This is a genomic window from Erythrobacter sp. JB3-1, from assembly GCF_057364995.1.
The window spans coordinates 2,468,143-2,490,622 of the sequence record NZ_CP200289.1 but is presented as its reverse complement, the minus strand read 5'-3'; the positions used below and the strand labels follow the sequence as shown (position 1 = coordinate 2,490,622).

Here is a 22,480-nt window from a genome sequence, read left to right as displayed (position 1 = left end):
GTGGAGGCTTTTTTGCGTAAGATTGCGCTTCTTCTATGCTCAACCGCTTTGATTGCGGCGAATGAGCCTGGCGAAACCGAGCCGTCCGAAACTGTCCCTGTAAAACAACCGGACGCGCCGCCACTAGCGCTGCTTTTGCCCTCTTATGATGTCTCAACAAGTCAATCGCGCTTGATCGCTGAGGCGCAAACCAAAGCGGCCGCTCCAATACCATCCGACGAAGAATGCCGTGACCGCGTGGTGGAAATTCGCAAAAAACGCGGTTTGCCGACTTTGGAAGAACTACCAGAATTGCCCGAAGACCCAATGAGCATCTACGCCGTAGACTTTATGCAAGATGGATGTGCAATGTTGGTGATGAAGGGCAATCGCCCCGACATCCGACCACTTCCTGAACATCGGAATGGTCCGCTGCAATTCATTCTGATCGACAGAGATCAGTACAGCAAATGCTCCCGCACCGCCTGCACCCAGGCGGCTTCGTCGTTTGACGCCAGCGCATCGAGATCGCTTGGCCGCGCGGCTGCATCATCAACCCATTCCCGCAGAGACGGACCGCCATTGATCACATCGATGGCCAGCACATCATTGGTGTATTCATATTTGAAGTCTGTCCCGCGCCACAATTCATAGTCGGGATAGAGGCTCCGGATCGCCTTGAAGGCAAGCGCCTGAAGACGCCACGGCTTAAACATATCATGATCGTAATGGGGACCTTCTGCATGGATCATCAAAGCGTTACACAGCTTTCCTGTATGCTTGTGGAAGGTCGGCTCGAACCAACAATCCCTCAAAGCGCAGCCCTGAAGCCAATCAGGCTGGAGGCCGTGCATCTCTGCCAGCACTGCCTTTGCATCAATGTCTGGCGCGCCGAACAAGACCTCCAGTGGCCGCGTGGTACCGCGGCCCTCTGACACGGTGGCACCTTCGATCATCACCGTACCCGCATAGGCGCGGGCCATGTTCACATTGGCAGCATTGGGCGAAGGGTTGATCCAGATCCGCGACGTGGGCCAGCCATAGCCCTCGCCGCTCGGTTCCCAGCCCTCCATCGCAACCACGCGGTAATCCACGTCGAGCCCAAAGTGCGCAATGAACCAGTGCCCCATCTCGCCAAGCGTCAGGCCGTGGCGCATGGGCATGGGCGCGGCTCCCACGAAGCTCTCGTGGCCCGGCACAAGCAAGGTGCCCTCCACTGGCCGACCAGCGGGATTGGGGCGATCCAGCACCCAAACCTCTTTGCCGCCCTTGCCCGCTTCTTCCAGTAGGTAGAGCAGCGTGGTCACGAAGGTGTAAATGCGGCATCCAAGATCCTGAAGATCAAACAAAAAGACATCGGCGCTCGCCATCATATCAGGCGTCGGACGGCGCACTTCGCCATACAGCGAAAACACCGGAATGCCGTATTGCGGATCGATCTCGTCCGCCGTTTCCACCATATTGTCCTGCTTATCGCCTTTCAGCCCATGCTGCGGGCCAAACGCGCTGGTGACATTCACTCCGGCGGCGATCAGCGTGTCGAGCGAATGGGTGAGGTCAGCGGTGACACTGGCCGGGTGCGCGACCAATGCGACGCGTTTACCTTCCAGAGCGCTGAGCAATTGCTTGTCTGCCAACAGGCGATCAATTCCAAACTTCATGGGCACGGATTTGCGGCAGGCGCGCAGCAAAGGCAACTCGCTTTTGCACATAGATTTTGTGCGCTTTGATCAATTATGGTTATAGCAGCGGGTTATGGACTGGACCCTCGCTATTATCGCGGCCCTTTGGGCGATCATTCTCGGCGGAGCGGGCGGCCTGCTGACCGAGATTGGCGAGTGGTATCGCGAGCTTACCAAGCCCAGTTGGCAGCCACCGGATTGGTTGTTCGGTCCTGCATGGACGATCATCTTAGGTCTGTCGGGCTGGAGCCTGTATCTCGCATGGGCAAACGCGCCCTCGCCCGCTGATCAGCGGATTATCGCCGGGCTGTTTGGCATGAACTTCGCGCTGCACCTTGCTTGGTCGCCGCTGTTTTTCAAGGCGAAACGGCCCGATTGGGCGCTGTTTGAAAACGTTTTTCTGTGGCTTTCGGTGCTTTCGCTCGTGCTGGTTTTACCGAACTACTCCGCGCTGGCAGGCTGGCTGAATGCGCCATATCTTGCGTGGGTGACCTTCGCGGCGTTCCTCAATTGGAAGATCGTGCAGCTCAACCGCCCCTTCGGCAGCGGCGCCGCGCAGGAAAGCTAGCGCTCAATCACCAATTGCCGGCAGGCTTCGCTGTGAAACTCCGGCTTGCCCGGTGGAAATGCCAGCGCCCAATATTGGATCGCTCCGTCACCATGCTCAACGATGGCGTTGAGGGCGACCTGCGCAGGACCGGGCAATTCGGCGGCAATGCTGGCCTTTAGCACCAGCTCATTATCGCTGTACGAGCAGGATACAGCAATCGCATCCACCGGAGCATCGCGCGCGCCCTCGCGAAAGTCGTCAAAATCATAGGCCGCCCAGCGCGAAGACGGCGAGAGATTGAACTCGCGGTAGTGTGAGCCGCCGATCGGCTGCCAGAAAATTTCAAAGCAGGTCGTCTTCCACAGGAAGTCTTTGCGCTCTGGCCCGGCGTGCTGAGGCACTTTGATCCCGCCAATTGCCCCGTCGAAGCGAAATTCCGCATCGCAGCCAACCGCCGTGGGCGTAATCTGCGCCGTAACCGCGTTGATGGGCCCGAGATCACATGTCCGATGAAGCATAAGTGGTTGCATGGGATGGCTATCGCTGAGCAGCGCGCGCCAGACAATGGCCATTCATGACTTTCCCGCCGCTTCGCACACTGTTAAGCGCTCGCCATCATGAAAGCATACGAATCTGATCTGCTCCAGCTGCTCGATGAACGCGGCTACATCCACCAAGTCACTGACAGCGGCGCGCTCGATCAGCTCGCGGCTAAGCAGGTTGTGCCGGGATATATCGGCTTTGATGCGACCGCGCCCAGCCTGCACGTGGGCAGCCTAGTCCAGATCATGATGCTGCGCCGCCTGCAACAGACCGGTCACAAGCCGATTGTTGTGATGGGCGGTGGCACGACAAAGGTCGGCGACCCTTCCGGCAAGGATGAGAGCCGCAAGCTGCTGACCGGAGATGCGATCCAAGGCAATATCGCTTCGATCCGCACGGTGTTTGAGCGTTTGCTGACATTCGGCGACGGACCAAGCGATGCGGTGATGGTCGACAATGACGAGTGGCTGTCAAAGCTGGGCTATGTCGAATTGCTGCGCGATGTTGGGCCGCACTTCACCGTCAACCGGATGCTGACCTTCGATTCGGTCCGCCTGCGCCTTGACCGGGAGCAGCCGCTTACCTTCCTCGAATTCAATTACATGATCCTTCAGGCCTATGACTTCCTGGAGCTCGCACGCCGATATGAGTGCCGTCTGCAAATGGGCGGCAGTGATCAATGGGGCAATATCGTCAACGGCATGGAATTGTCGCGCCGGATGGAGAGCCGCGAGCTTTATGGTCTGACAACGCCATTGCTGACCACAGCAGATGGCGCAAAGATGGGTAAGACCGCATCGGGCGCCGTTTGGCTCAACGATGATCAATTGCCCGCCTATGATTTCTGGCAATATTGGCGCAATTGCGATGACCGCGACGTGGGCCGCTTCCTGAAATTGTTCACGGACCTGCCGCTGGACGAGATCGCCAAACTTGAGGCGCTTGAGGGCGCAGAGATCAACGATGCTAAGGTCGTGCTCGCAAACGAAGTGACCAAGCTGGTGCGCGGCGATGAGGCTGCCAAAGCCGCCGAAGCAACTGCGAAGGAAACCTTTGCTGGCGGCGGCGCAGGCGAAGACCTGCCTTCATTGGCGGTGGGCGCAGACGGCATGCGGATTGGCGCGGTGCTAACCGAAATCGGCTTCACCGCCTCCAATGGCGAGGCGAAACGCAAGATCGCCGAGGGCGCGGTAAAGATCGATGACACGGCCGTCACAGAGCCCGGTTTTCTTGTGGCACCGGCGGATGGCGACACCCTGAAACTGAGCCTTGGCAAGAAGAAGCATGGGCTGATTACCCGCTAAATCCCGCCTTTGTGACAGTTCTAAACACCGGCTCTATTTCGCCAGCTTTACCAATTGTCAGCCTTTTCGATCCATTAGAGCTGTCACTCGGACAATAATGGAGGGTCGAGAACTGTGTCAGCCGGAGCGAATCTGAGCGTCACTGATATGCGTCGAGCTGCACGTCACCCGGTCGATTTCCCGGTGATTGTGGAGCACTTTGCGCACGGCGACCTCGAATTACATGTATCAAACTTGTCCGCGCACGGCTTTATGGTCGACGATGCGAGCGGCAATCTCAATCGCGGTGATCGCGTGATCATCCGCTTGCCGATTGTTGGCCGGATCGAAGCCTATTTGATCTGGATTCACGAAGAACGGGCAGGCTTTCAGTTTGAGCGGATCATTCGGATTGACGACTTTATCGAAATTATTGACGCGCTTCAGCCTAATCCGCGCCTGCGCCGCAAGCGCTAAACCTTTGCCGCCGGTCCGTTTGACCGGGCAGCGATACAACAAATAGTTCTCGCACCTTGGCAGGCCATGTTGCGCCTGCCATTGCCAATGCGTGAGCGACACTGATCAAATCCCAAGCCACCCGTTCCGGGTCCCCAATTTCCGCGCCTATTGGGTCAGCCGCTTTGCGATGACGCTGGCGCAATACGCCATGCTGCTAATCATTGGCTGGCAGACTTATAATATCGCGCGCGATGCTGGAATGAGCATTGCCGAGGCCTCCGGCCAGCTTGCGCTTATCGGCTTGTTTCAGTTCCTGCCCCTGTTCGTGCTGACACCGTTTACGGGTCTCGCAGCGGACCGATTTGACAGGCGGCGCCTCGCGCAATTGACCGTATTTTTGCAATTTGCCTGCGCCGCCGCCCTCGCCTGGTTCACGTGGAGCGGAGCGATCACACTCCCGGTTCTGTTCTCGATAGCCGTCCTGCTGGGCATTGCGCGGGGATTTGCAGGACCGGCACTGTCAGCGCTGGCTCCCAATCTTGTGCCAAAGGCGCTGCTGCCGACAGCAATCGCTTTGTCATCCATCGCTTGGCAGGTTGGCATGATCATCGGACCAGCAATTGGTGGCGTTTTGTACCGCGCGGGGCCTGCCCTTCCCTATTTCGCGGCCTGCGCCTTGTTCGCAGTCTCGCTGATCGCACTGTCCATCATTGGCAAAGTGCCGCAGCCAGCGACCCGTAAAGACCAACGGCCCATCGGCGCGATCATCGATGGCGTGTCTTACGTAGTGCGCAACAAGATGGTCCTTGGCGCGATCACGCTTGATCTGTTCGCGGTGTTTCTTGCGGGAGCGACAGCGCTCTTCCCGGTCTACGCACGCGATATCCTGAACGCTGGAGAAGTCGGACTAGGCTTCCTCGCCGCGGCACCTGCGGTCGGCGCAGCGGTTACGGCCCTGTGGTTCTCATTCCGGCCGCTCAAGACCAATGTTGGCCCAAAAATGCTGTGGGCCGTCGCAGTATTCGGCCTTGCGACGATTGTCTTTGGCCTGTCCACGTCGATGCCACTGAGCCTTGCGATGCTGGTGATTGTGGGCGCAGCGGACATGTTTAGCGTCTATATCCGGCAATCCTTGATCCAGTTGCACACGCCCGATGACAAGCGCGGCAGGGTGTCTTCCGCTTCGCTGCTCACGATCAGTGCCTCGAATGAAGGTGGGGACGCGTTTTCCGGTTTTCTCGCCAGCGCCGTTGGCCCGGTTGCCGCCGTTGTGGCCGGCGGAATTGGCGCGATTGTAACCGTTGGGCTGTGGAGCCGAATATTCCCTGTGTTGCGGATGACTAAGAGCTTCGATCCGCCGGAAGACATGCTAGACACACCATCAGACACAATATCCGCCAAGGAAAAACATCAGGAGGCCTGAGATGAAAGCTGCAAACATTCTCGAGACGATTGGCAACACCCCGCACATTCGCCTGTCACGACTGTTCCCCAATCATGAAGTGTGGTTGAAATCAGAGCGCGGCAATCCCGGCGGCTCGATCAAGGATCGCATCGCCCTCGCCATGGTCGAAGACGCTGAGCAAGCAGGCAAGCTCGCACCGGGCGGCACAATCGTTGAGCCGACCAGTGGGAACACGGGTATTGGCCTCGCCATGGTCGCGGCGGTTAAGGGCTATAAGTTGGTGCTTGTTATGCCCGAAAGCATGTCAATTGAACGCCGCCGCCTGATGCTGGCCTATGGTGCGAGCTTCGACCTTACCCCGAAAGAAAAAGGCATGAAGGGCGCGATTGAGCGCGCAACCCAAATCGTCGAAAGCACCGAAGGTGCTTGGATGCCTTCCCAGTTTGAGAACCCAGCCAATGTCGCGGTCCACGCGCGCACCACAGCGAAAGAAATCCTCGCCGATTTCGCCGACACACCGATTGACGTGATGATCACCGGCGTCGGAACGGGCGGCCATCTGACCGGCTGCGCAGAGGAAATCAAAAAGAGCTGGAGCGGGTTCAAGGCGTATGGCGTTGAGCCAGAGCTGTCCCCTGTCATCAACGGCGGCCAGCCCGGCCCGCACCCGATCCAAGGTATTGGCGCAGGCTTTATTCCGGGCAACCTCCACACTGACGCCATCGATGGTGCAATCCCGGTGGACGCAGAGGATGCCCGAGAAATGGCGCGCCGCGCGGCCGCTGAGGAAGGGATGCTGATCGGTATCTCCAGCGGCGCAACACTGGCTGCGATTGCCAAGAAGCTGCCAGATCTGGATGCGGGTACACGCGTGCTTGGCTTTAACTACGATACGGGCGAGCGCTATCTGTCGGTACCCGACTTCCTGCCGGTGGAATAACCCCCGATCCAAGCCGCGAGTTTAATCTGATCTTGACCTTATCGCTTCATCAAAGGCGAGGTCTGGAGATACTGATATGAAATTCATCCTACTTGAATCGCGCGGCGGAAATTACATGGTGGTGGCAGACAACATCGCCTGGCTCCGCACCGGCGAGAATGGCCAAACCAATGTCGGGATGGTCGGGGGCAGTCCGCTGCTCGTCACTGGTTCGATTGAGGAAGTGGCCGAGAAAATTATAGCCGGAGCAAGTTCCGCCTAAAACACGACAAAGGCCCGAGAGTTTGCGCTCTCGGGCCTTTTTACGTGACGATGATATTTGGCGTTATGCCGCTGTGGCAAACGCGTCTGCCGATAGTTTCATCATATTTTCAGAGCCAGCCTCCAGCTTGCGACGCAGCGCGCCCGCATCTGGCAGGAAGCGTTCGGCGTAGTACGCCGCTGCGGTCAGCTTAGCTTCGTAGAACGCGCGGTCTTCTGTGTCCGTTGCCGGCTGCTGGAGCGCGGTCTTACCCATTTTCAGCCACATAAAGCCGAGCGACACAATGCCCATGATATGCATGTAGTGATGCGCGCCGGCACCAAGGTGGTTCGGGTTTGCCATCGCGTTTTGCATGAACCACATGGTCGCGGCTTTCTGCTCGCCCAGCGCCTTTTCAAGCTTGGTCGCAACGTCAGCCAGTTCGGGCGAGATCCTTCGCAGAGGCAATCTCTTCGTCGATCATTGCGAAGAAGGCCTGAACCGCGCGGCCACCCTTTGATGCGAGCTTACGGCCGCAAAGATCCATCGCTTGCACGCCGTTGGTGCCTTCGTAGATCATCGCGATCCGGCTATCACGGACAAATTGCTCCATGCCCCACTCGGTCACATAACCGTGACCGCCGTAAACCTGCTGCATGTTGTTGGCGATGTCATAGCCTTTGTCGGTGCCATAGCCTTTAATGACCGGGGTCATCAGACCGATGAGATCATCCGCGAGCTGGCGCTCTTTTTCGGTTTGCGCCTTGTGCGTGAGGTCCACCTGCAATGCGCCCCAAAGGCACAGTGCGCGCATGCTTTCGTTGAACACTTTCGCGTCCATCAACATCCGGCGAACGTCAGGGTGGACAAAGATCGGATCAGCTTGAGCGTCGGTGTCTGCTGGACCGGTCAGAGCCCGGCCCTGACGGCGATCAAGCGCATAGGTTACAGCGTTTTGGTAGGCGACTTCTGCTTGTGCGAGGCCTTGCATACCAACGCCGAGGCGCGCTGCGTTCATCATCACGAACATTGCAGCGAGACCTCGGTTCTCTTCGCCCAGCATCCAACCGGTCGCGCCGTCATAATTGAGGACGCAGGTCGCATTGCCGTGAATGCCCATCTTCTTCTCGATGGAGCCACAAGAGACACCATTGCGCTCACCCGGTTCGCCGTTCTCGTCAACGATGAATTTTGGAACCACGAACAGCGAAATGCCCTTGGAACTGTCTGGAGCGCCAGGTGTCTTCGCCAGAACCAGGTGAATTATGTTGCTGGTGAGATCGTGCTCGCCGGCGGAGATGAAAATCTTGGTGCCAGTGATCGCGTAAGAGCCATCGCCCTTCGGTTCAGCCTTGGTGCGGATCATGCCAAGATCAGTGCCGCAATGCGGCTCTGTCAGGTTCATGGTACCCGACCATTCGCCGGAGATCATCTTAGGCGCGTACATTTCTTTCTGCTCTTGCGTGCCCGCGGCCAACAAAGCAGCGGTCGCACCGCCGGTCAGGCCAGGATACATCGCAAACGCCTGGTTCGCGGTGCCGATATATTCTTCAAACGCAAAGCCAAGAACATGCGGCAGATCCTGACCGCCAAATTCCTCTGGCCCGGTCAGTGTTGTCCAACCGCTTTCAACCAATGCTTCATACGCTTCTTTGAAGCCATCAGGCGTGGTCACAGAGCCATCTTCATTACGGGTGCAGCCTTGCTCGTCGCCAATCTGGTTGAGCGGGGCGAGAACTTCTGAGCAGAATTTGCCAGCTTCATTCACAACCGTATCGATCATGTCAGGCGTCGCATTCTCAAAGCCCGGCAGATTGCCATAGCTCGCCAGATCGAGCATTTCACTGATGATGAAGCGGGTTTCGCGGGTTGGAGCGGTGTATGTTGGCATCACTAGATCCCTTAGTGGAGTGTCGAGTATTCAGGGGGTTAGGCGGTCAAAGATCGAGCTTTTCAATCTCGGCCACAAAATCGGTAAGTTCCTTGATCGAGGAGTCGATATCGGCCCTCTGGCTTTTCAGCTTGGCGATGTGCGTGCGGCACTTCTCGATCGTGACACGGCGTTGTTCCACGCGGCCATCGTCGAGATCGTAGAGGTCGATCATCTCGCGAATCTCGGTCAGGCTAAAGCCGACGTTCTTTGCCCGCATAATCCAGGCAAGCCTCGCCCGGTCACGCTTTGAATAGACTCGGGTCAGTCCGACGCGAGCGGGAGAGATAAGCCCCTCGTCCTCGTAAAAGCGCAGCGCACGTGCGGTGCACTCAAATTCGCTTGTCAGGTCAGAGATGGAAAACTGTTCACGCTCGTGCTTGTCAGGGCGATCAAGATGCGCGCCATTGCGGCGCCGGCCTGTTTCACCGGAAACATCGGCTTTGCGAGAAGATGATTGTGCGTGTGCTGTAGCCATGCACAATCATCTACCTTACCTTTACGTGAGCGTCAAGTATTGACCTTAACGAGAGGCATCGACCAATTGGCCACCTTCTATCCGGCGGTAGAAGCGGCTGCGCGCGCCGGTGTGACAGGTCGGCCCTGATGGCTGAACCTTCAGCACAATCGCATCTTGATCGCAGTCCACCAACATCTCTTGCACCTCAAGCACATTGCCAGAGCTTTCGCCCTTCATCCAAAGGCTTTGGCGCGAGCGCGACCAAAAATGCGCGCGGCTCGTTTCAATCGTCTTTTGCAAAGCCTCAGCATTCATGAATGCGACCATCAAGACCTCGCCGGTGCCCGAATCGGTAACCACTGCGCTTAACAAACCGCGATCATCAAACTTAGGCAGCAGCTCGCCACCTTGCTCGCGGTTCCGCTTTTCCGCAGCGTCACCGCCGCCCAAATCGTTGCTCAATTGTGAATCCTTCGGTGAATGGGGCTGTTAATGCGATGGCTTGTTGCACGATAACCACAGAGCCTACGCAAAATCCACCAGTCATCGGTTTCGACCTTTGCGAATTAAGACTCCAGTGAGACAAAGCGTCTCAGCAGGCCTTTGCGGGTCTGTCCACCGGATACCGGCGTCTTAAGAATGCCAGGTTCAGGGGGTGACTGTTTCTTCGCCGGCCGCGGGGTGTTGGCGATAGACAGTTCGAACGATGAGGGATTGGATCCTGGTAGCCAAGTTAGGGGGTGGCTGCCTGAGCTCTTTAAGAGCGGGTCCGCATTTTTTCGTCACGTGGCGCCCGGGGTCGTAATGGCCTCGGGCGTTGTGTTTTCTGGCTTCTTTTTCTTAAATTTCAGCCGAGCTCATGCGGTGGAGCGACGCGTCAAACTCGCTGTCGACGACGCGCGCGAAGCATGCGATCGTGACAGAGCAAGCGCCTGCTCTCAGCAACACGCCGACGCAGGCATCGCTGGTTGCTCCGCTGGTGAGAACATCATCGACGAGAATCACATCGCGGCCCTTAATCGCCGCCTTGCGCGACTCTCGGATCGCAATCGCGCCAGACAAGGTCTTGCGCCGCTCCTTCGCGCCAAGGCCGCCCAGACTTGGCGTGCGCTTACGCCGAACCAAGCCATCGACAAGCACTTCGCCCTTACCCCGCTTCGCAAGTTCGTTGGCCAGTAGGCCGGATTGATTAAAGCCGCGCTGCCACAGCCGCCAGCGATGCAATGGCACAGGGATCAGCAATGGCGGCGAATCGCCCTCCTCCGGATCAGGAAGCCGCGCGGCCAGCAATCGACCGAGCAAACCCGCGAGCGAGATCTTGCCGCCATGCTTGAAGGTCAGAATCAGCTTTCGCGAGGCATCGTTATAGACCGTGGCCGCGACAATGCCGGAATGCTTGGGCGGGTCAGCCATGCACGGCGCGCACAGCGCCTCTTCTTCCATTTGATCGGAGCCAAATGGCCTGCCGCAGGTTTTGCACGATGGCTCCCCCGGAATGACCAGATCGCCCCAGCATGCACTGCATACGCCGCCCTGATCGGCAGTCGCATCGCCGCATAGCGGGCAGCGCGGCGGATAGACCAAGTCCACCACAGGCTTCAGCCCCTCAGCGATATGCGCACCCAAACCCATGCCGGAACCCTCGCATGGCTTGCACTGCGGTGGCAAGCACGGCAGGGCAGCGCCGATTATGCAAACACGCCAAGTTCCAACGATCTTTTCCAAAGCACGGCGCGAGGCGAGAGCTTCGCGCGCTTCCCGATTGGCGCAGGCCGATGGGGCTGCGCGTTGGCTGGCGGAGGAGCTGGAGCAGGATTGCATCGAGCGCATCGGTTTTATGCGGCTTGAGCCATCGCGCGCGTTGATTATCGGCGAGGTCACAGGCGATCTTTCCGCCGATTTACGCCGTTTGGGTTCCGACCTCACTACCCTGCACTCCCATGATGAGGAGCAACCAAGCGGCCTATCCGAGCTTGATCTTATTATCAGCCTTAATCGGCTCGACACGGTCAACGATCTGCCCGGCGCGCTGCTGCATTATCGCAATGACTTGGCCGACGGCGGTATCATGTTTGCGCAGATGATCGGTGCAGGAAGCCTTCCCGCGCTGCGCCAAATCATGATGACCGCAGACGCAGACCGTCCGGCTGCGCGCATCCACCCTCAGATCGATAGCCGTGCGGCAACCGGCTTGCTCGAACGGGCGGGTTTCAAGCGTCAGGTGGTCGATAGCCATACGGTAGAGGTCAGCTATCGCAGTCTGGACCGCCTGATCGCTGACCTGCGCGAACAGGCCCTCACCAACGTGCTGGCCGATGCACCGCCGCCATTGACGCGCAGCGAACTCGCCCGCGCGCATGACGCATTCGAAGCGATGAAAGACAGCGAAGGCCGCGTCACCGAGACCTTCGAACTGCTAACCCTTACCGGCTGGCGTTAGTCCCGCAGCGCCGATTGCGCCGCTGCCAACCGCGCGATTGGCACACGGTATGGCGATGCGGAGACGTAATCGAGACCGACCTCTTCGCAAAACGCGATACTGGCGGGATCGCCGCCATGTTCGCCGCAAATCCCGAGCTTGATGTCGGCGCGTGTTGCCCTGCCCCGCTCTGCGGCTAGCTCAACCAGCCGACCAACGCCGTCAACGTCGAGGCTGACGAATGGGTCACGAGCAAAAATGCCCTTATCGACATAAGGCGCCAGGAAACGCGCCGAATCGTCACGCGACACGCCCAAGGTTGTTTGGGTCAGATCGTTCGTGCCGAAGCTGAAGAATGCGCCTTCATGCGCAATTTCGCCCGCCATCAAAGCAGCACGCGGTAACTCGATCATCGTGCCGACCAGATACTCAACTCGCGCGCCCTTTTCGGCGAACACTTCTTCAGCGGTCCGATCAATCAGCTCGCGCAAAATCGCTAGCTCCTTGCGGGTCGCCACCAATGGCACCATGATTTCAGGCAGCGGCGCTTCACCGCTTGAGGCCTGAACGTCGCAAACCGCCTCGAAGATCGCGCGCGCCTGCATTTCATAGATCTCAGGATAGGTGATCCCTAGGCGACACCCACGGTGGCCCAGCATCGGGTTGAACTCGTGCAGTTCGCCCGCCCGGCGTTTGAGGTGATCAACGCCCAATCCCGTAGCATCCGCCAGATCGGCAAACTCCGCATCACCATGCGGCAGGAACTCATGCAGCGGCGGATCAAGCAGACGGATCGTGCATGGCAGGCCCGTCATCACCTCGAAAATCGCTGTGAAATCCGCACGCTGTTCTGGCAGCAGCTTCTCCAGCGCCCCGCGCCGTCCAGCCTCGTCCTCGGCCAGGATCATCTGCCGAACCGCACTGATCCGGCCTGCGTCGAAGAACATATGCTCCGTGCGGCACAGGCCGATGCCCTCAGCGCCGAATTGCCGCGCCATTTTGCAGTCCGTCGGCGTTTCCGCATTGGTGCGCACCCGCATCCGGCGGTGGCTGTCCGCCCATTCCATCAGAGTGCCAAAGTCACCGACCAGCTCTGGCTCAATCGTTGGCACAATGCCCAGCATCACCTGTCCATTGGCGCCGTCGAGAGTGATCTCATCGCCCTCTTTCAGCTCCTGATTGCCAATCCGCAAACTGCGCGAGGCAAGGTCAATCGAAACACCGTTTGCGCCCGAGACGCAAGGACGGCCCATGCCGCGCGCAACCACCGCCGCGTGGCTTGTCATCCCTCCGCGAGCGGTCAGAATGCCCTGCGCCGCGTGCATGCCGTGAATGTCCTCTGGGCTAGTTTCGACCCGCACCAGAATGACTTTATCGCCCCGGCCAGACCATTGTTCTGCCGTGTCGGCATCGAGCACAATTTTGCCCGCTGCCGCGCCCGGAGAGGCTGGCAGACCGGTCGTCATCACATTGCGCGGCGCATCTGGATCGAGCGTCGGGTGCAGCAGCTGGTCAAGCGCCATCGGGTCAACCCGCAGGATTGCGGTCTTCTGATCGATCAGGCCCTCACCCACCATCTCAACCGCCATTTTGAGCGCCGCCTTGGCGGTCCGCTTGCCGCTGCGCGTTTGCAGCATCCACAGCTTGCCGCGCTCCACGGTAAACTCGATGTCCTGCATATCGCGGTAATGGCCTTCGAGCAGGTCAAACACGCGCGCCAGCTCGCCATAGGCGTCCGGCATGGCCTCTTCCATCGACAGCGGCTTTGCGCCCGCCGCATCGCGGGCAGCCTTAGTAAGATATTGCGGCGTGCGAATGCCCGCGACCACGTCCTCACCCTGAGCGTTGATCAGATATTCGCCATAATACGCTCGCTCACCCGTTGCCGGATCGCGCGTGAACGCCACGCCGGTCGCGCTGGTTTCGCCCATATTGCCGAACACCATCGCCTGAACATTGACGGCGGTGCCCCAATCGCTGGGGATGTCGTTGAGGCGGCGATAAACCTTCGCTCGGTCCGCGTCCCAGCTGTCAAAAACAGCGGCGATTGCGCCCCACAGCTGCTCTGCGACATCTTGCGGGAATGGCTTGCCGTGCTCGCTTTCAACGATGCCCTTATACTCGCTCACCAAAGCGCGCCAATCATCCGCGCTCAGTTCAGTGTCGGCGTAAAAGCCATTGTCTTCTTTACAGATTTCCAGCGCTTCTTCGAACAGGCCATGATCCACGCCCAGCACCACGTCGGAATACATCTGCACAAACCGGCGATAGCTGTCCCAAGCAAACCGCTCGTCGCCAGACGTTTTCGCCAACCCCTCAACCGTTTCGTCATTGAGGCCGAGGTTGAGCACCGTGTCCATCATGCCCGGCATGCTCACCCGCGCGCCGGATCGCACCGAGACAAGCAAGGGATCGCTTGCATCGCCAAAGCTCTTACCCACCGCGCTTTCAATATGCGCCAGCGCCTTCGCTACATTCGCGCGGAGATCATCTGAAAAATCCGCGCCTTCTTGCAGATAGCGAACGCATTCTTCGGTGGTGATCGTGAACCCGGGAGGAACCGGCAGGCCAATCGCCGCCATCTCCGCCAGGTTTGCGCCCTTGCCGCCGGTGACGGTCTTGTCTTTTTGGCGGGCATCATCGTGAGCGGCGTTTCCGCCAAATGGATAAACCGTGTTCACGTTACTTGTACCTTTTTGGTAGCGAAATTGGACACTTGCGGGTTCGTCCTGGGGAGAGACATTATCCTTCGATCCGGCTGAAATCGGCGACCTTGTGCACCGCATCGCGGAACCGGGCGAGCAGATCGAGCCGGGCGCTGCGAATATCCGCATCTTGAGCATTGACGATCACGTCTTCGAAAAATTGGTCGATTGGCGAACGCAAAGTGGCGAGAGCGGACATGGCCGCTGCAAAGTCTTCGCTTTCGATAGAGCTGGCCGCTTTGGGCGCTGCGAGATCGAGGGCGTCGATCAGAGCTTTCTCTGCGGGTTCAGGAGACGGGTTGGAGGCTCCGCTGTCCCATTCCTCTTTCTTCAAGATATTGGCCGCGCGTTTGTAGCCAGCGAGCAGGTTTGTGCCGTCTTCGGTTTCGACAAAGGCTTGGAGCGCTTTGACGCGGGCGAGAAGGCGGACGAGATCGTCTTCCCCGCCAAGCGCAAACACCGCGTCGATCAGGTCGTGTCGGACGCCTGCTTCGCGCTGTTGGACTTTGAGTCGATCAAAAAGGAACAGATAAACTTCGGCAGCGAGGTAGCGTGATCTCTTGAGTTGCTCTTCGCTAACTGGCTCGTGCGACTTCCAAACTTCACGCGCGGCAACGAACATGACGTCTGCCATATTTTCACGCGAAAGTTCAGCACCTTTCGCACTTTCGAGCATCCTGCCCAATTTTGAAGTGTGACTTTGGTCAAGTCTGCGAATGAATAACGAGGCTATCTCAGTGAAGACATAGCGAGCGTCAAAACGCAGACCGTTCTCGATCATGAGCGCCGTGATCGCAAGACCAGCTCGACGCAATGCGAAGGGGTCCTTTGAGCCGGTGGGCTTCTCATCGATTGCAAAGAAGCCAAACATCGTATCCAACTTATCCGCCAAACTCACCGCAACCGTCACCGGAGCAGTTGGCACTTCATCGCCCTGCCCCACCGGCTTATAGTGATCGCGGATCGCGTCTGACACTTCAACTGGCAGGCCTTCTTTCGCGGCGTAATAACCGCCCATCAGGCCCTGCAATTCGGGAAACTCTCCGACCATCTCGGTGACCAGATCAGCTTTGCACAAACGCGCGGCTTGCTCGGCGAGGTCGGCTAGTTCCTCAGCCGTTTGTGCTGAGCTTGTCGAAGCACTGCTCTTTTCTTCCGAAGTAAAGGATAGCCCTTCGACAGGCTCAGGGCGAACGGGAGATGGTTTAACGATCCCCTCTTCGCACAGCCAGCGCGCCAGCTTCGCCACGCGGTCCACCTTATCGGCGACCGTCCCCAGCTTCTCGTGAAATGTAATCCGCTCCAGCCCCTTGGCGTGTTCGGCCAGCGTCTTCTTCTGATCCAATTCCCAAAAGAAGCGCGCATCAGCCAGCCGCGCAGCGAGCACTTTGCAATTGCCATCGACCACAACGGCGGGGTCTTCCGCCTCAATATTGGCGGTGCAGATAAAGGCGTTCGCCAGCTTGCCTGCGCTGTCCTCACACACAAAATACTTCTGGTTCACCCGCGCGGTCAGCTGGATCGTCTCTGGCGGCACGTCGAGGAAATCATCCTCAAACCGCCCGAGCAGCGGCACTGGCCATTCGGTGAGGCCCGCGTTTTCAACGACCAGCCCTTCGTCCTCGACGAGTTTCAGGCCAGCCGCCTCTGCCACTGCCTTCGCGCCTTCGCGCACCATCGCTTCACGCTCAACATGATCGACAACCACGCTCGCCTCACGAAGATCGCCAGCATAGTGGTCTGCGTTCGCGATCTCGATATTGCCGTCGGAATGGAACCGATGCCCCTTGGTGACGCGGCCACTCACAATCCCATCCACTTCGCACGGCACCACTTCGCCATCGAGCAGCGCGACAATGCCAGACAGAGGACGAACCCATTTCAGGCTCTCGGTCGAGATCGACGCCGCGCCCCAACGCTGAGACTTGGGCCAGGAGAAATCGCGAATGATCGCCGGAATGGCCTGAGCGAGCAAATCTGCCGTTGCCTGCCCCGGTTTCTCGATGACCGCAAAGTAGGTATTGCGGCCTTTTACATCGCGCACCTCAAGCTGGTCACGCGTCACGCAGTTCTTACGGCAAAATCCGTCCACTGCCTGATCCGGCGCGCCCTCGGGAGGGCCTTTGGCCTCCTCGCGCACAGCCTCTGTCGCTTGCGGGAGATCGCGCGCAATCAGCGCCAACCGTCGCGGGGTCGACCAAACGGTCAGCTCGCCAACGGAAACGCCAGCCGCACCCATCTGTGCGCGGAACAGCTTTTCCAGCTCAGCGCGCGCGCCCTTTTGCATGCGCGCCGGGATCTCTTCGCTGCGCAGTTCTAGGAGAAAATCAGCCATCACAATTCCCGTCTGTGCTGAGCTTGTCGAAGCACTGCATTTTCTTGATTTGGAGTAGCAGAAGTGAAGAGCAGCCCTTCGGAGTCGAAGACGGCGCGGTGCGCCACCGGCTCAGGGCTGACGGATTTGCGAAACAGCCACTCATTTCGACCACTCCGGATATTTCTCAACCCAGCCGGCGGCTTCTTTCTCCATATGCGCCTCGCATGATCCGCGCGCGAGGTCGCGGACGCGGGCCATATAACTTGCGCGTTCCTGCACGCTGATCACGCCGCGCGCTTGGAGCAGGTTGAAGATATGGCTCGCCTCGACCGCCTGCTCGTAAGCAGCGATCGGCACTTGGGCCGCCAGAGCATTTTGGCATTCCGCCTCAGCCTTGTTGAACAGATCAAACAGCGCGTCTGTATCGGCAACCTCAAAATTCCATTTCGACATCTGCTTCTCATTCTCGAGAAACACATCGCCGTAGGAAACGCCATTCTGGTTGAAAGCCAGATCGTAAACACTGTCGACGCCCTGGATATACATGGCGAGGCGTTCGAGGCCGTAGGTCAGCTCTCCCGCCACAGGCTTGCAATCAAATCCGCCCATCTGCTGGAAATAGGTGAACTGGGTGACTTCCATCCCGTCGCACCACACTTCCCAACCAAGGCCCCATGCGCCGAGCGTGGGCGATTCCCAGTCATCTTCGACAAAGCGAATATCGTGCTTCAGCGGGTCAATCCCAATCTGACGCAAGCTCTCAAGATAGAGCTCCTGAATGTCCGACGGGCTCGGCTTCAGGATCACTTGATACTGATAGTAATGCTGGAGGCGATTGGGATTCTCGCCATAGCGGCCATCGGTCGGACGGCGGCATGGCTGAACAAACGCCGCATTCCATGACTCAGGCCCAAGAGCGCGCAAAGTAGTCGCGGTGTGAAACGTGCCCGCGCCCATCCGCATATCGTACGGCTGCAGGATAACGCAGCCATTCGCGCTCCAGAAATCATGCAGCGTCAGGATCATGTCCTGAAATGAACGCTTGGGGTCGCGCTGAGGAAGCTGGGTAGTCATGGCGGCAGGCTTTGGCGGATGCCCTAACCAGCGTCAATGCCGCGGCGCAGCATTGGCACAGAATGGCGCAGATGAAGCGCGGTCATGGTCAGCTATGTGTGACTTTAAGTCAGGTAGTCTTGACATAGTCAGCGAATCACGACATATAGTCATGCATACCTGACATATAGGAATGATCACATGACAGACAAAGAAATAGACTTCGAGCAACTGATCAAGCGGATTTTCCAGCCCGAAACGAGTGCTGACCAAGAATTGATGTGGACCGCCATCGGCTTCTTTGTGTTCGGTGCAATCGTGTTCTGAGCGATAAGCACAGAGCAAAATCAATTGTTTACCTGAGTGGAGTTACCATGTCTGACAAACCCAACATCCAGCTGGATCAAGGAATGGTCGATCAATCGTTCTTGCGAATTTGGATCGGCCTCGGTCTAAGTAGCCTTGCCCTAGTGCTGTACATCGCTGCCGCGGGCTCAGTTCTGAAATTTCCAGCCTTTGCCTTGATCGGCGCCTTTCTGCTTGCGGTGATGCCTTTCACCTCTCGGGATGATTACATCAGCGCAATCCACGGCAAGGCAACCAATGCCGCACTCGGCCTACTCGCGTTATATCTTATTATCACAGGCATCATGCAGGTCATCGATCCGGTCTACGCCGTAACCTTCGAGCAAGGCACAAGCCGCCCCGATCGCATATTCTCCGGCTGGGCCGCCTATTGGTTTGATGGTCTGATTGTCGCGATTGCTGTGTCCTGGACATACTTCGCCGCATTCCTGTTCCACCATTACCGGCCAGGATCGTGACAATGCCTTACTCAATCAAACCAACGTTCGATGATGATTACGCCACAGTGTTCATCGCACTGCTGATCGTACTCATCTGTGCAGGATAAGACCGGCATGACCAAAGCAACCACATTTGAATGGGCCGGATGGACAGGCCTAACGACAACTGGCGTCGCGCTTGTCGGCACGGTTTTGCCGATCGCCGAAGACATTGGCGTGGTTGGAGGGGTTATTGCCTTTCTGTGCTGCTGGGTACTGCTGTCGACCCGCAATGCCGATGAATTCACGCAAGCGCTGTGGACTTCGGCGGCGAGTCTAGCATTCACCTCACTGCTCCTGATGATGATTGTCTGGCCGTTTCTTGAAGGCATGGTCGCTGGATTGCGCGGCATCGACGATGCCGAACCCTCCTTCGCGGGCATTATCGGCTGCGCGATTGTCGCTTTTTACATCGGCCTGTTTTGGAAGCGCGTAAGAGGAGGTTCCTGATGCCCTATGATCCCAAAGCTATGGCGGACGACCAGCGGACTTGGTCCTACAAGTTACTTTGGTTGGGACTGCCTTGCTCGATCATACTCCTGATCGGATTGCTGATCGGTGACGACTCAATCCTGATTACTCTTTCCGCCGGTTGGGTTGTAGGATTCTTCATCGGGATGGTCTTTGTGTTCCGGCAAGACGAGTTCGTGCAAAAGCAAATTGCCTTTGCCGCGAACATGGCGCTTTCCTTCGCCGGAATCGCTCTTTTCCTGCAACTGCCAAAGATGACTCCTGTGCTTGGGTCGGCATCAGTTTTCCTCACTGACCCGGCACTGATCCTCGCTTCGACCGCGGTCGTGTTCCACGTATCCTTGGCGTTTCGGCGCCTAAGCGGGCGGTAGTCTGATGAAAAACCGCCTCAAAGTGCTGCGCGCCGAGCGCGACTGGAGCCAGGCCGACCTTGGCGTTCACCTCGACGTATCGCGCCAAGCCGTGAACGCGATCGAGACCGGAAAGCATGATCCTTCCCTCCCACTAGCGTTCAAGATTGCGCGCCTGTTTGACATGCCAATTGAAGAGATTTTCGATGACGAATTCTGATACAGATCAAAGACTGAGCCCGTCCGTCAAACGCGCGATCACTGTCGGCGCCGGAGGCACTGCATTCGTCTTTTTGCTTGGCGTAATGACCGGATTCGTATCTGGTGCGCTCGAACGTGGTGGCATGACGGGGAGTGATACCCTAATCGCAGCGGGCATCGCTGCGGCGATGGCTGCAATCGCTTATTTCGTTTGGCGCTATTGGCCCAACAGCAATGATGAACCCGTGCCTGCCAGCGAGCGCAAATCCCGCAATATCTTCTATGCGTCGATGATCTTGGGAGTGGTGCTTGGCATCTTCATGGTCGTGACTGGCGGAACGCAAAGCGAATCGGTGTTCTCAAATGGTCCGATCTCATCGACGGCGGCCATTGGAGCGATACTCGTCTGGGCCATCATCGCCCCGATCGGCACTCTGTGGTGGCTACGCACAACCGACGAGCACGACATCGCGGCCTATCTCGACGGCGGAAACATCGCCTTTCACATCTATGTCTTTCTTGTTCCGAGCTGGTGGATGGCCACCCGCGCAGGTTGGCTGCCAGAGCAAGATCCAATGATCATCTGGATCGGCGTCGCAGTCATCTGGTGCCTCGGTTGGCTCTACCGCAAATATTTCTAACCCAATCCCATTTTCGAGTTTTCGTTCAACACCTTGTAATGTAACACCCTTAGGAGACTAAACCGATGAAACTGACCAAACCTTTTACCGCCGCCTTTACCGGCATTGCCTTGCTCACCAGCACTGCAGCCTGCGCGCAAACGCAGACCCTGCCAAAGCCGATTGAGACCACCAAAGCACCTGCCGAAACAGTCGAAATGACTGCTGAGCAAACCGCTTCTAACGGCCCTGCTTTGTGGAAGGTGACTGACGAAGACACCACCATCTACATGTTCGGCACGGTCCACGCGCTGCCCGACAATGTTGACTGGTACAAAGGTGAGATCAAAACCGCTCTCGATGAAAGCTCGGTTCTTTTGACCGAAATCAATATGACTGAAGAGACCACTGCCCAAATGCAGCAATTGGTCGGTCAAATGGCTATCCTGCCACCGGGCACTACGCTGCGCAGTCTGTTCACAGAAGAGCAGACCGCAACTTACGAAGCGGCGTTGGCATCGCTCGGTGCCCCTGCCGCTGCGCTAGACCCGCTGGAGCCTTGGATGGCCGCCATCGCGATGTCGCAAATCGCTTTCCAAAAGGCTGGAATTACTGGCGAGAATGGAACTGAAACCGTGCTTGAAGGCATCGTTGGCGACAGCAAGGAACGCGAAGCGCTCGAAACGGTCGAATTCCAGCTCGGCATTTTCGATAGCCTCCCACAAGACGCTCAGATCAAATATTTGATCGAAACTGCTGAGGAAATCGACAACCTTGCACCCGAATTGCAGAATATCATTGATGGCTGGGCTGTCGGAGATGTTGAAAAGGTCGCCAACCTCTTGAATGAAGCCCTGGAAGAGGACCCGGCGCTAGTCGAAGCACTGCTTTACGAGCGCAACAGCAATTGGGCCGAGTGGATCGAGGCCCGCATGGCTGAGCCGGGGACGATCTTTATGGCAGTGGGCGCGGGTCATCTCGTTGGTGAGAAAAGCGTTCAGGACTATCTCGAAGAGCGCGGCATCGTCTCCGCTCGCATCCAATAATGCACCGTTTGGCGAGCGTCCGCTTTGCTGCCCCACTAGCAGCTTTGCTGGCGCTCGCCGGCTGCGGCTCTGACCCAGTCACCTCTGTTGCTGATGAAGCCTCTCCGCCTTTGTTCGAGATCACCAATGCGCAGGGTGAAACCGAGGGGTGGATGCTGGGCACGATCCACGCCCTTCCCGATGGTACGAACTGGCGCACGCCTGAGATAAGGGCGGCTATTGATACAGCCGACTTGGTCGTTGTTGAGGTCGCCAATCTGGAAGACAACGAAACAATCGCCGCGGTCTTTGCTCAGCTTGCCTACACGCCGAGCCTGCCGGACCTCGCCATGCGGGTGAGTGAGGATAAGCGCCCTGCCCTATTTGACCTGATATCCAAATCAAACTTCTCCGCGGCGCAGTTCGGATCGACCGAAACATGGGCCGCCGCGCTGCAATTGGCGCAAGTTGGCGCACAAGGTGATCCGGCGAACGGCGTTGACCGCGCAGTAGTGCGCGATTTCGAAGGCCGCCCCGTGCGAGAGTTCGAGGGCGCAATCGCTCGGCTGCGCATCTTTGACAGCCTGCCCGAACAAGATCAGCGCGATCTTCTCTCCGGCATTATTACCGAGGCAAAGCAGCTTCAGGCCGATCCAGCGCGGCTGCGCAATGCCTGGCTAACCGGTGATACGGCCACTTTGATCGACGCGACCGAAACGGGGATCATGGCCGACCCGGAACTGCGTGAGGCGTTGCTGGTTGGGCGCAATCGGGATTGGGCGAAACAGCTTGAGACCATGCTTGCAGGTGATGAACGGCCGCTTGTCGCCGTGGGTGCCGCTCATCTGGTCGGCCCAGACGGCTTGCCAGCCATGCTATCGGCCAGCGGCTATACAGTAACACCGCTGCACTAACACTCGCCGCCTTGGCCAGAGACACCACACACCCGGCCAAAACGCTTGCCAAGCCCGCACGCACGCCCTAAGGCGCGCCCTCTTCCCC

General features: G+C 58.0%; 23 protein-coding genes and 1 pseudogene. 15 read left to right on the top strand and 9 right to left on the bottom strand.

The features are described from left to right. Positions 1-437: 437 nt before the first annotated feature. Positions 438-1,640 (bottom strand): exo-beta-N-acetylmuramidase NamZ family protein, encoded by a 1,203-nt coding sequence (locus AC0V6M_RS11820; RefSeq protein ID WP_486139006.1) that lies wholly within the window; start codon positions 1,638-1,640, stop codon positions 438-440. A 94-nt stretch (positions 1,641-1,734) separates the two neighbouring features. Here AC0V6M_RS11820 and AC0V6M_RS11815 point away from each other — a divergent pair, with 94 nt between their 5' ends. Continuing rightward, a complete protein-coding gene (locus tag AC0V6M_RS11815) occupies positions 1,735-2,229 on the top strand; it encodes a TspO/MBR family protein (RefSeq protein ID WP_486139005.1) in 495 nt (164 codons plus the stop codon). Here the strand turns inward: AC0V6M_RS11815 and AC0V6M_RS11810 are convergent. Continuing rightward, entirely contained in the window at positions 2,226-2,783 is a 558-nt protein-coding gene (locus AC0V6M_RS11810; RefSeq protein WP_486139004.1) for a DOMON domain-containing protein, read from the bottom strand. The two genes, AC0V6M_RS11815 and AC0V6M_RS11810, sit on opposite strands and share 4 nt — an antisense overlap. Positions 2,784-2,828: 45 nt before the next feature. On the opposite strand from AC0V6M_RS11810, the gene tyrS reads away from it, so the two are divergent. The 5 genes from tyrS to AC0V6M_RS11785 all read left to right on the top strand — a co-directional run bounded on the left by tyrS (position 2,829) and on the right by AC0V6M_RS11785 (position 7,103). After that, a complete protein-coding gene (gene tyrS, locus AC0V6M_RS11805; RefSeq protein ID WP_486139003.1) occupies positions 2,829-4,058 on the top strand; it encodes a tyrosine--tRNA ligase in 1,230 nt (409 codons plus the stop codon). Positions 4,059-4,172: 114 nt separating this feature from the next. Next, the gene (locus AC0V6M_RS11800) at positions 4,173-4,514 is read left to right on the top strand and encodes a PilZ domain-containing protein (RefSeq protein ID WP_486139002.1); all 342 of its coding nucleotides are present in this window, start codon (positions 4,173-4,175) and stop codon (positions 4,512-4,514) included. A 91-nt stretch (positions 4,515-4,605) separates the two neighbouring features. Continuing rightward, on the top strand, positions 4,606-5,919 hold the full coding sequence (locus AC0V6M_RS11795; protein ID WP_486139001.1) for an MFS transporter: 1,314 nt from the start codon (positions 4,606-4,608) through the stop codon (positions 5,917-5,919). 1 nt (position 5,920) lies between these two features. Beyond that, entirely contained in the window at positions 5,921-6,841 is a 921-nt protein-coding gene (gene cysK / locus AC0V6M_RS11790) for a cysteine synthase A (protein WP_486139000.1), read from the top strand. 76 nt (positions 6,842-6,917) lie between these two features. Beyond that, the gene (locus AC0V6M_RS11785) at positions 6,918-7,103 is read left to right on the top strand and encodes a hypothetical protein (protein ID WP_486138999.1); all 186 of its coding nucleotides are present in this window, start codon (positions 6,918-6,920) and stop codon (positions 7,101-7,103) included. 63 nt (positions 7,104-7,166) lie between these two features. Here the strand turns inward: AC0V6M_RS11785 and AC0V6M_RS11780 are convergent. The 4 genes and pseudogenes from AC0V6M_RS11780 to AC0V6M_RS11765 all read right to left on the bottom strand — a co-directional run bounded on the left by AC0V6M_RS11780 (position 7,167) and on the right by AC0V6M_RS11765 (position 11,104). Beyond that, positions 7,167-8,973: pseudogene (locus AC0V6M_RS11780) on the bottom strand (acyl-CoA dehydrogenase C-terminal domain-containing protein). Positions 8,974-9,019: 46 nt separating this feature from the next. Next, positions 9,020-9,490, bottom strand: a complete 471-nt coding sequence (locus AC0V6M_RS11775) for a MerR family transcriptional regulator (protein WP_486138998.1) — start codon at positions 9,488-9,490, stop codon at positions 9,020-9,022. A gap of 45 nt (positions 9,491-9,535) precedes the next feature. Continuing rightward, positions 9,536-9,934 (bottom strand): phosphoribosyl-AMP cyclohydrolase, encoded by a 399-nt coding sequence (gene hisI, locus AC0V6M_RS11770; RefSeq protein WP_486138997.1) that lies wholly within the window; start codon positions 9,932-9,934, stop codon positions 9,536-9,538. Positions 9,935-10,312: 378 nt separating this feature from the next. Next, positions 10,313-11,104 carry a double zinc ribbon domain-containing protein gene (locus AC0V6M_RS11765; protein ID WP_486138996.1) on the bottom strand — a complete coding sequence of 264 codons (792 nt, stop codon included), beginning with the start codon at positions 11,102-11,104 and terminating at the stop codon, positions 10,313-10,315. Between the two features lie 58 nt (positions 11,105-11,162). Between AC0V6M_RS11765 and AC0V6M_RS11760 the strand changes: the two genes are divergently transcribed. Continuing rightward, complete coding sequence (locus AC0V6M_RS11760; RefSeq protein ID WP_486138995.1) at positions 11,163-11,912, top strand: class I SAM-dependent methyltransferase; 750 nt, start codon at positions 11,163-11,165, stop codon at positions 11,910-11,912. Here AC0V6M_RS11760 and ppdK read toward each other — a convergent pair. From ppdK to AC0V6M_RS11745, 3 genes are all read right to left on the bottom strand, one after another. Then, a complete protein-coding gene (gene ppdK, locus AC0V6M_RS11755) occupies positions 11,909-14,572 on the bottom strand; it encodes a pyruvate, phosphate dikinase (protein WP_486138994.1) in 2,664 nt (887 codons plus the stop codon). The two genes, AC0V6M_RS11760 and ppdK, sit on opposite strands and share 4 nt — an antisense overlap. 61 nt (positions 14,573-14,633) lie before the next feature. After that, positions 14,634-16,931: a glycine--tRNA ligase subunit beta gene (gene glyS / locus AC0V6M_RS11750; RefSeq protein ID WP_486138993.1), complete on the bottom strand. Its 2,298-nt coding sequence runs from the start codon at positions 16,929-16,931 to the stop codon at positions 14,634-14,636. 141 nt (positions 16,932-17,072) lie between these two features. Then, positions 17,073-17,987: a glycine--tRNA ligase subunit alpha gene (locus AC0V6M_RS11745; protein ID WP_486138992.1), complete on the bottom strand. Its 915-nt coding sequence runs from the start codon at positions 17,985-17,987 to the stop codon at positions 17,073-17,075. A gap of 180 nt (positions 17,988-18,167) precedes the next feature. Here AC0V6M_RS11745 and AC0V6M_RS11740 point away from each other — a divergent pair, with 180 nt between their 5' ends. The 8 genes from AC0V6M_RS11740 to AC0V6M_RS11705 all read left to right on the top strand — a co-directional run bounded on the left by AC0V6M_RS11740 (position 18,168) and on the right by AC0V6M_RS11705 (position 22,392). After that, complete coding sequence (locus AC0V6M_RS11740) at positions 18,168-18,293, top strand: hypothetical protein (RefSeq protein WP_486138991.1); 126 nt, start codon at positions 18,168-18,170, stop codon at positions 18,291-18,293. Positions 18,294-18,340: 47 nt separating this feature from the next. Next, positions 18,341-18,790 (top strand): hypothetical protein, encoded by a 450-nt coding sequence (locus AC0V6M_RS11735; RefSeq protein WP_486138990.1) that lies wholly within the window; start codon positions 18,341-18,343, stop codon positions 18,788-18,790. Between the two features lie 96 nt (positions 18,791-18,886). Further along, positions 18,887-19,261: a hypothetical protein gene (locus AC0V6M_RS11730; RefSeq protein ID WP_486138989.1), complete on the top strand. Its 375-nt coding sequence runs from the start codon at positions 18,887-18,889 to the stop codon at positions 19,259-19,261. Further along, on the top strand, positions 19,261-19,653 hold the full coding sequence (locus tag AC0V6M_RS11725) for a hypothetical protein (protein ID WP_486138988.1): 393 nt from the start codon (positions 19,261-19,263) through the stop codon (positions 19,651-19,653). Before AC0V6M_RS11730 ends, AC0V6M_RS11725 begins: the two co-directional genes overlap by 1 nt. 4 nt (positions 19,654-19,657) lie before the next feature. Continuing rightward, positions 19,658-19,852 (top strand): helix-turn-helix transcriptional regulator, encoded by a 195-nt coding sequence (locus AC0V6M_RS11720; protein WP_486138987.1) that lies wholly within the window; start codon positions 19,658-19,660, stop codon positions 19,850-19,852. After that, complete coding sequence (locus AC0V6M_RS11715; protein WP_486138986.1) at positions 19,839-20,474, top strand: hypothetical protein; 636 nt, start codon at positions 19,839-19,841, stop codon at positions 20,472-20,474. The genes AC0V6M_RS11720 and AC0V6M_RS11715 overlap by 14 nt, the downstream gene beginning before the upstream one ends. A 65-nt stretch (positions 20,475-20,539) precedes the next feature. Continuing rightward, on the top strand, positions 20,540-21,499 hold the full coding sequence (locus AC0V6M_RS11710) for a TraB/GumN family protein (RefSeq protein WP_486138985.1): 960 nt from the start codon (positions 20,540-20,542) through the stop codon (positions 21,497-21,499). Continuing rightward, positions 21,499-22,392, top strand: a complete 894-nt coding sequence (locus AC0V6M_RS11705) for a TraB/GumN family protein (protein ID WP_486138984.1) — start codon at positions 21,499-21,501, stop codon at positions 22,390-22,392. Before AC0V6M_RS11710 ends, AC0V6M_RS11705 begins: the two co-directional genes overlap by 1 nt. Positions 22,393-22,480: the final 88 nt, after the last annotated feature.

Excerpts from the sequence above, each read along its gene's own strand:
- AC0V6M_RS11820 (WP_486139006.1), bottom strand. The coding sequence starts at position 1,640 with ATGAAGTTTGGAATTGATCGCCTGTTGGCAGACAAGCAATTGCTCAGC.
- AC0V6M_RS11815 (WP_486139005.1), top strand. The coding sequence starts at position 1,735 with ATGGACTGGACCCTCGCTATTATCGCGGCCCTTTGGGCGATCATTCTC.
- AC0V6M_RS11810 (WP_486139004.1), bottom strand. The coding sequence starts at position 2,783 with ATGGCCATTGTCTGGCGCGCGCTGCTCAGCGATAGCCATCCCATGCAA.
- tyrS (WP_486139003.1), top strand. The coding sequence starts at position 2,829 with ATGAAAGCATACGAATCTGATCTGCTCCAGCTGCTCGATGAACGCGGC.
- cysK (WP_486139000.1), top strand. The coding sequence starts at position 5,921 with ATGAAAGCTGCAAACATTCTCGAGACGATTGGCAACACCCCGCACATT.
- AC0V6M_RS11785 (WP_486138999.1), top strand. The coding sequence starts at position 6,918 with ATGAAATTCATCCTACTTGAATCGCGCGGCGGAAATTACATGGTGGTG.
- AC0V6M_RS11775 (WP_486138998.1), bottom strand. The coding sequence starts at position 9,490 with ATGGCTACAGCACACGCACAATCATCTTCTCGCAAAGCCGATGTTTCC.
- AC0V6M_RS11765 (WP_486138996.1), bottom strand. The coding sequence starts at position 11,104 with ATGGGTTTGGGTGCGCATATCGCTGAGGGGCTGAAGCCTGTGGTGGAC.
- AC0V6M_RS11760 (WP_486138995.1), top strand. The coding sequence starts at position 11,163 with ATGCAAACACGCCAAGTTCCAACGATCTTTTCCAAAGCACGGCGCGAG.
- glyS (WP_486138993.1), bottom strand. The coding sequence starts at position 16,931 with ATGGCTGATTTTCTCCTAGAACTGCGCAGCGAAGAGATCCCGGCGCGC.
- AC0V6M_RS11745 (WP_486138992.1), bottom strand. The coding sequence starts at position 17,987 with ATGACTACCCAGCTTCCTCAGCGCGACCCCAAGCGTTCATTTCAGGAC.
- AC0V6M_RS11740 (WP_486138991.1), top strand. The coding sequence starts at position 18,168 with ATGACAGACAAAGAAATAGACTTCGAGCAACTGATCAAGCGGATTTTC.
- AC0V6M_RS11735 (WP_486138990.1), top strand. The coding sequence starts at position 18,341 with ATGTCTGACAAACCCAACATCCAGCTGGATCAAGGAATGGTCGATCAA.
- AC0V6M_RS11730 (WP_486138989.1), top strand. The coding sequence starts at position 18,887 with ATGACCAAAGCAACCACATTTGAATGGGCCGGATGGACAGGCCTAACG.
- AC0V6M_RS11725 (WP_486138988.1), top strand. The coding sequence starts at position 19,261 with ATGCCCTATGATCCCAAAGCTATGGCGGACGACCAGCGGACTTGGTCC.
- AC0V6M_RS11720 (WP_486138987.1), top strand. The coding sequence starts at position 19,658 with ATGAAAAACCGCCTCAAAGTGCTGCGCGCCGAGCGCGACTGGAGCCAG.
- AC0V6M_RS11715 (WP_486138986.1), top strand. The coding sequence starts at position 19,839 with ATGACGAATTCTGATACAGATCAAAGACTGAGCCCGTCCGTCAAACGC.
- AC0V6M_RS11710 (WP_486138985.1), top strand. The coding sequence starts at position 20,540 with ATGAAACTGACCAAACCTTTTACCGCCGCCTTTACCGGCATTGCCTTG.
- AC0V6M_RS11705 (WP_486138984.1), top strand. The coding sequence starts at position 21,499 with ATGCACCGTTTGGCGAGCGTCCGCTTTGCTGCCCCACTAGCAGCTTTG.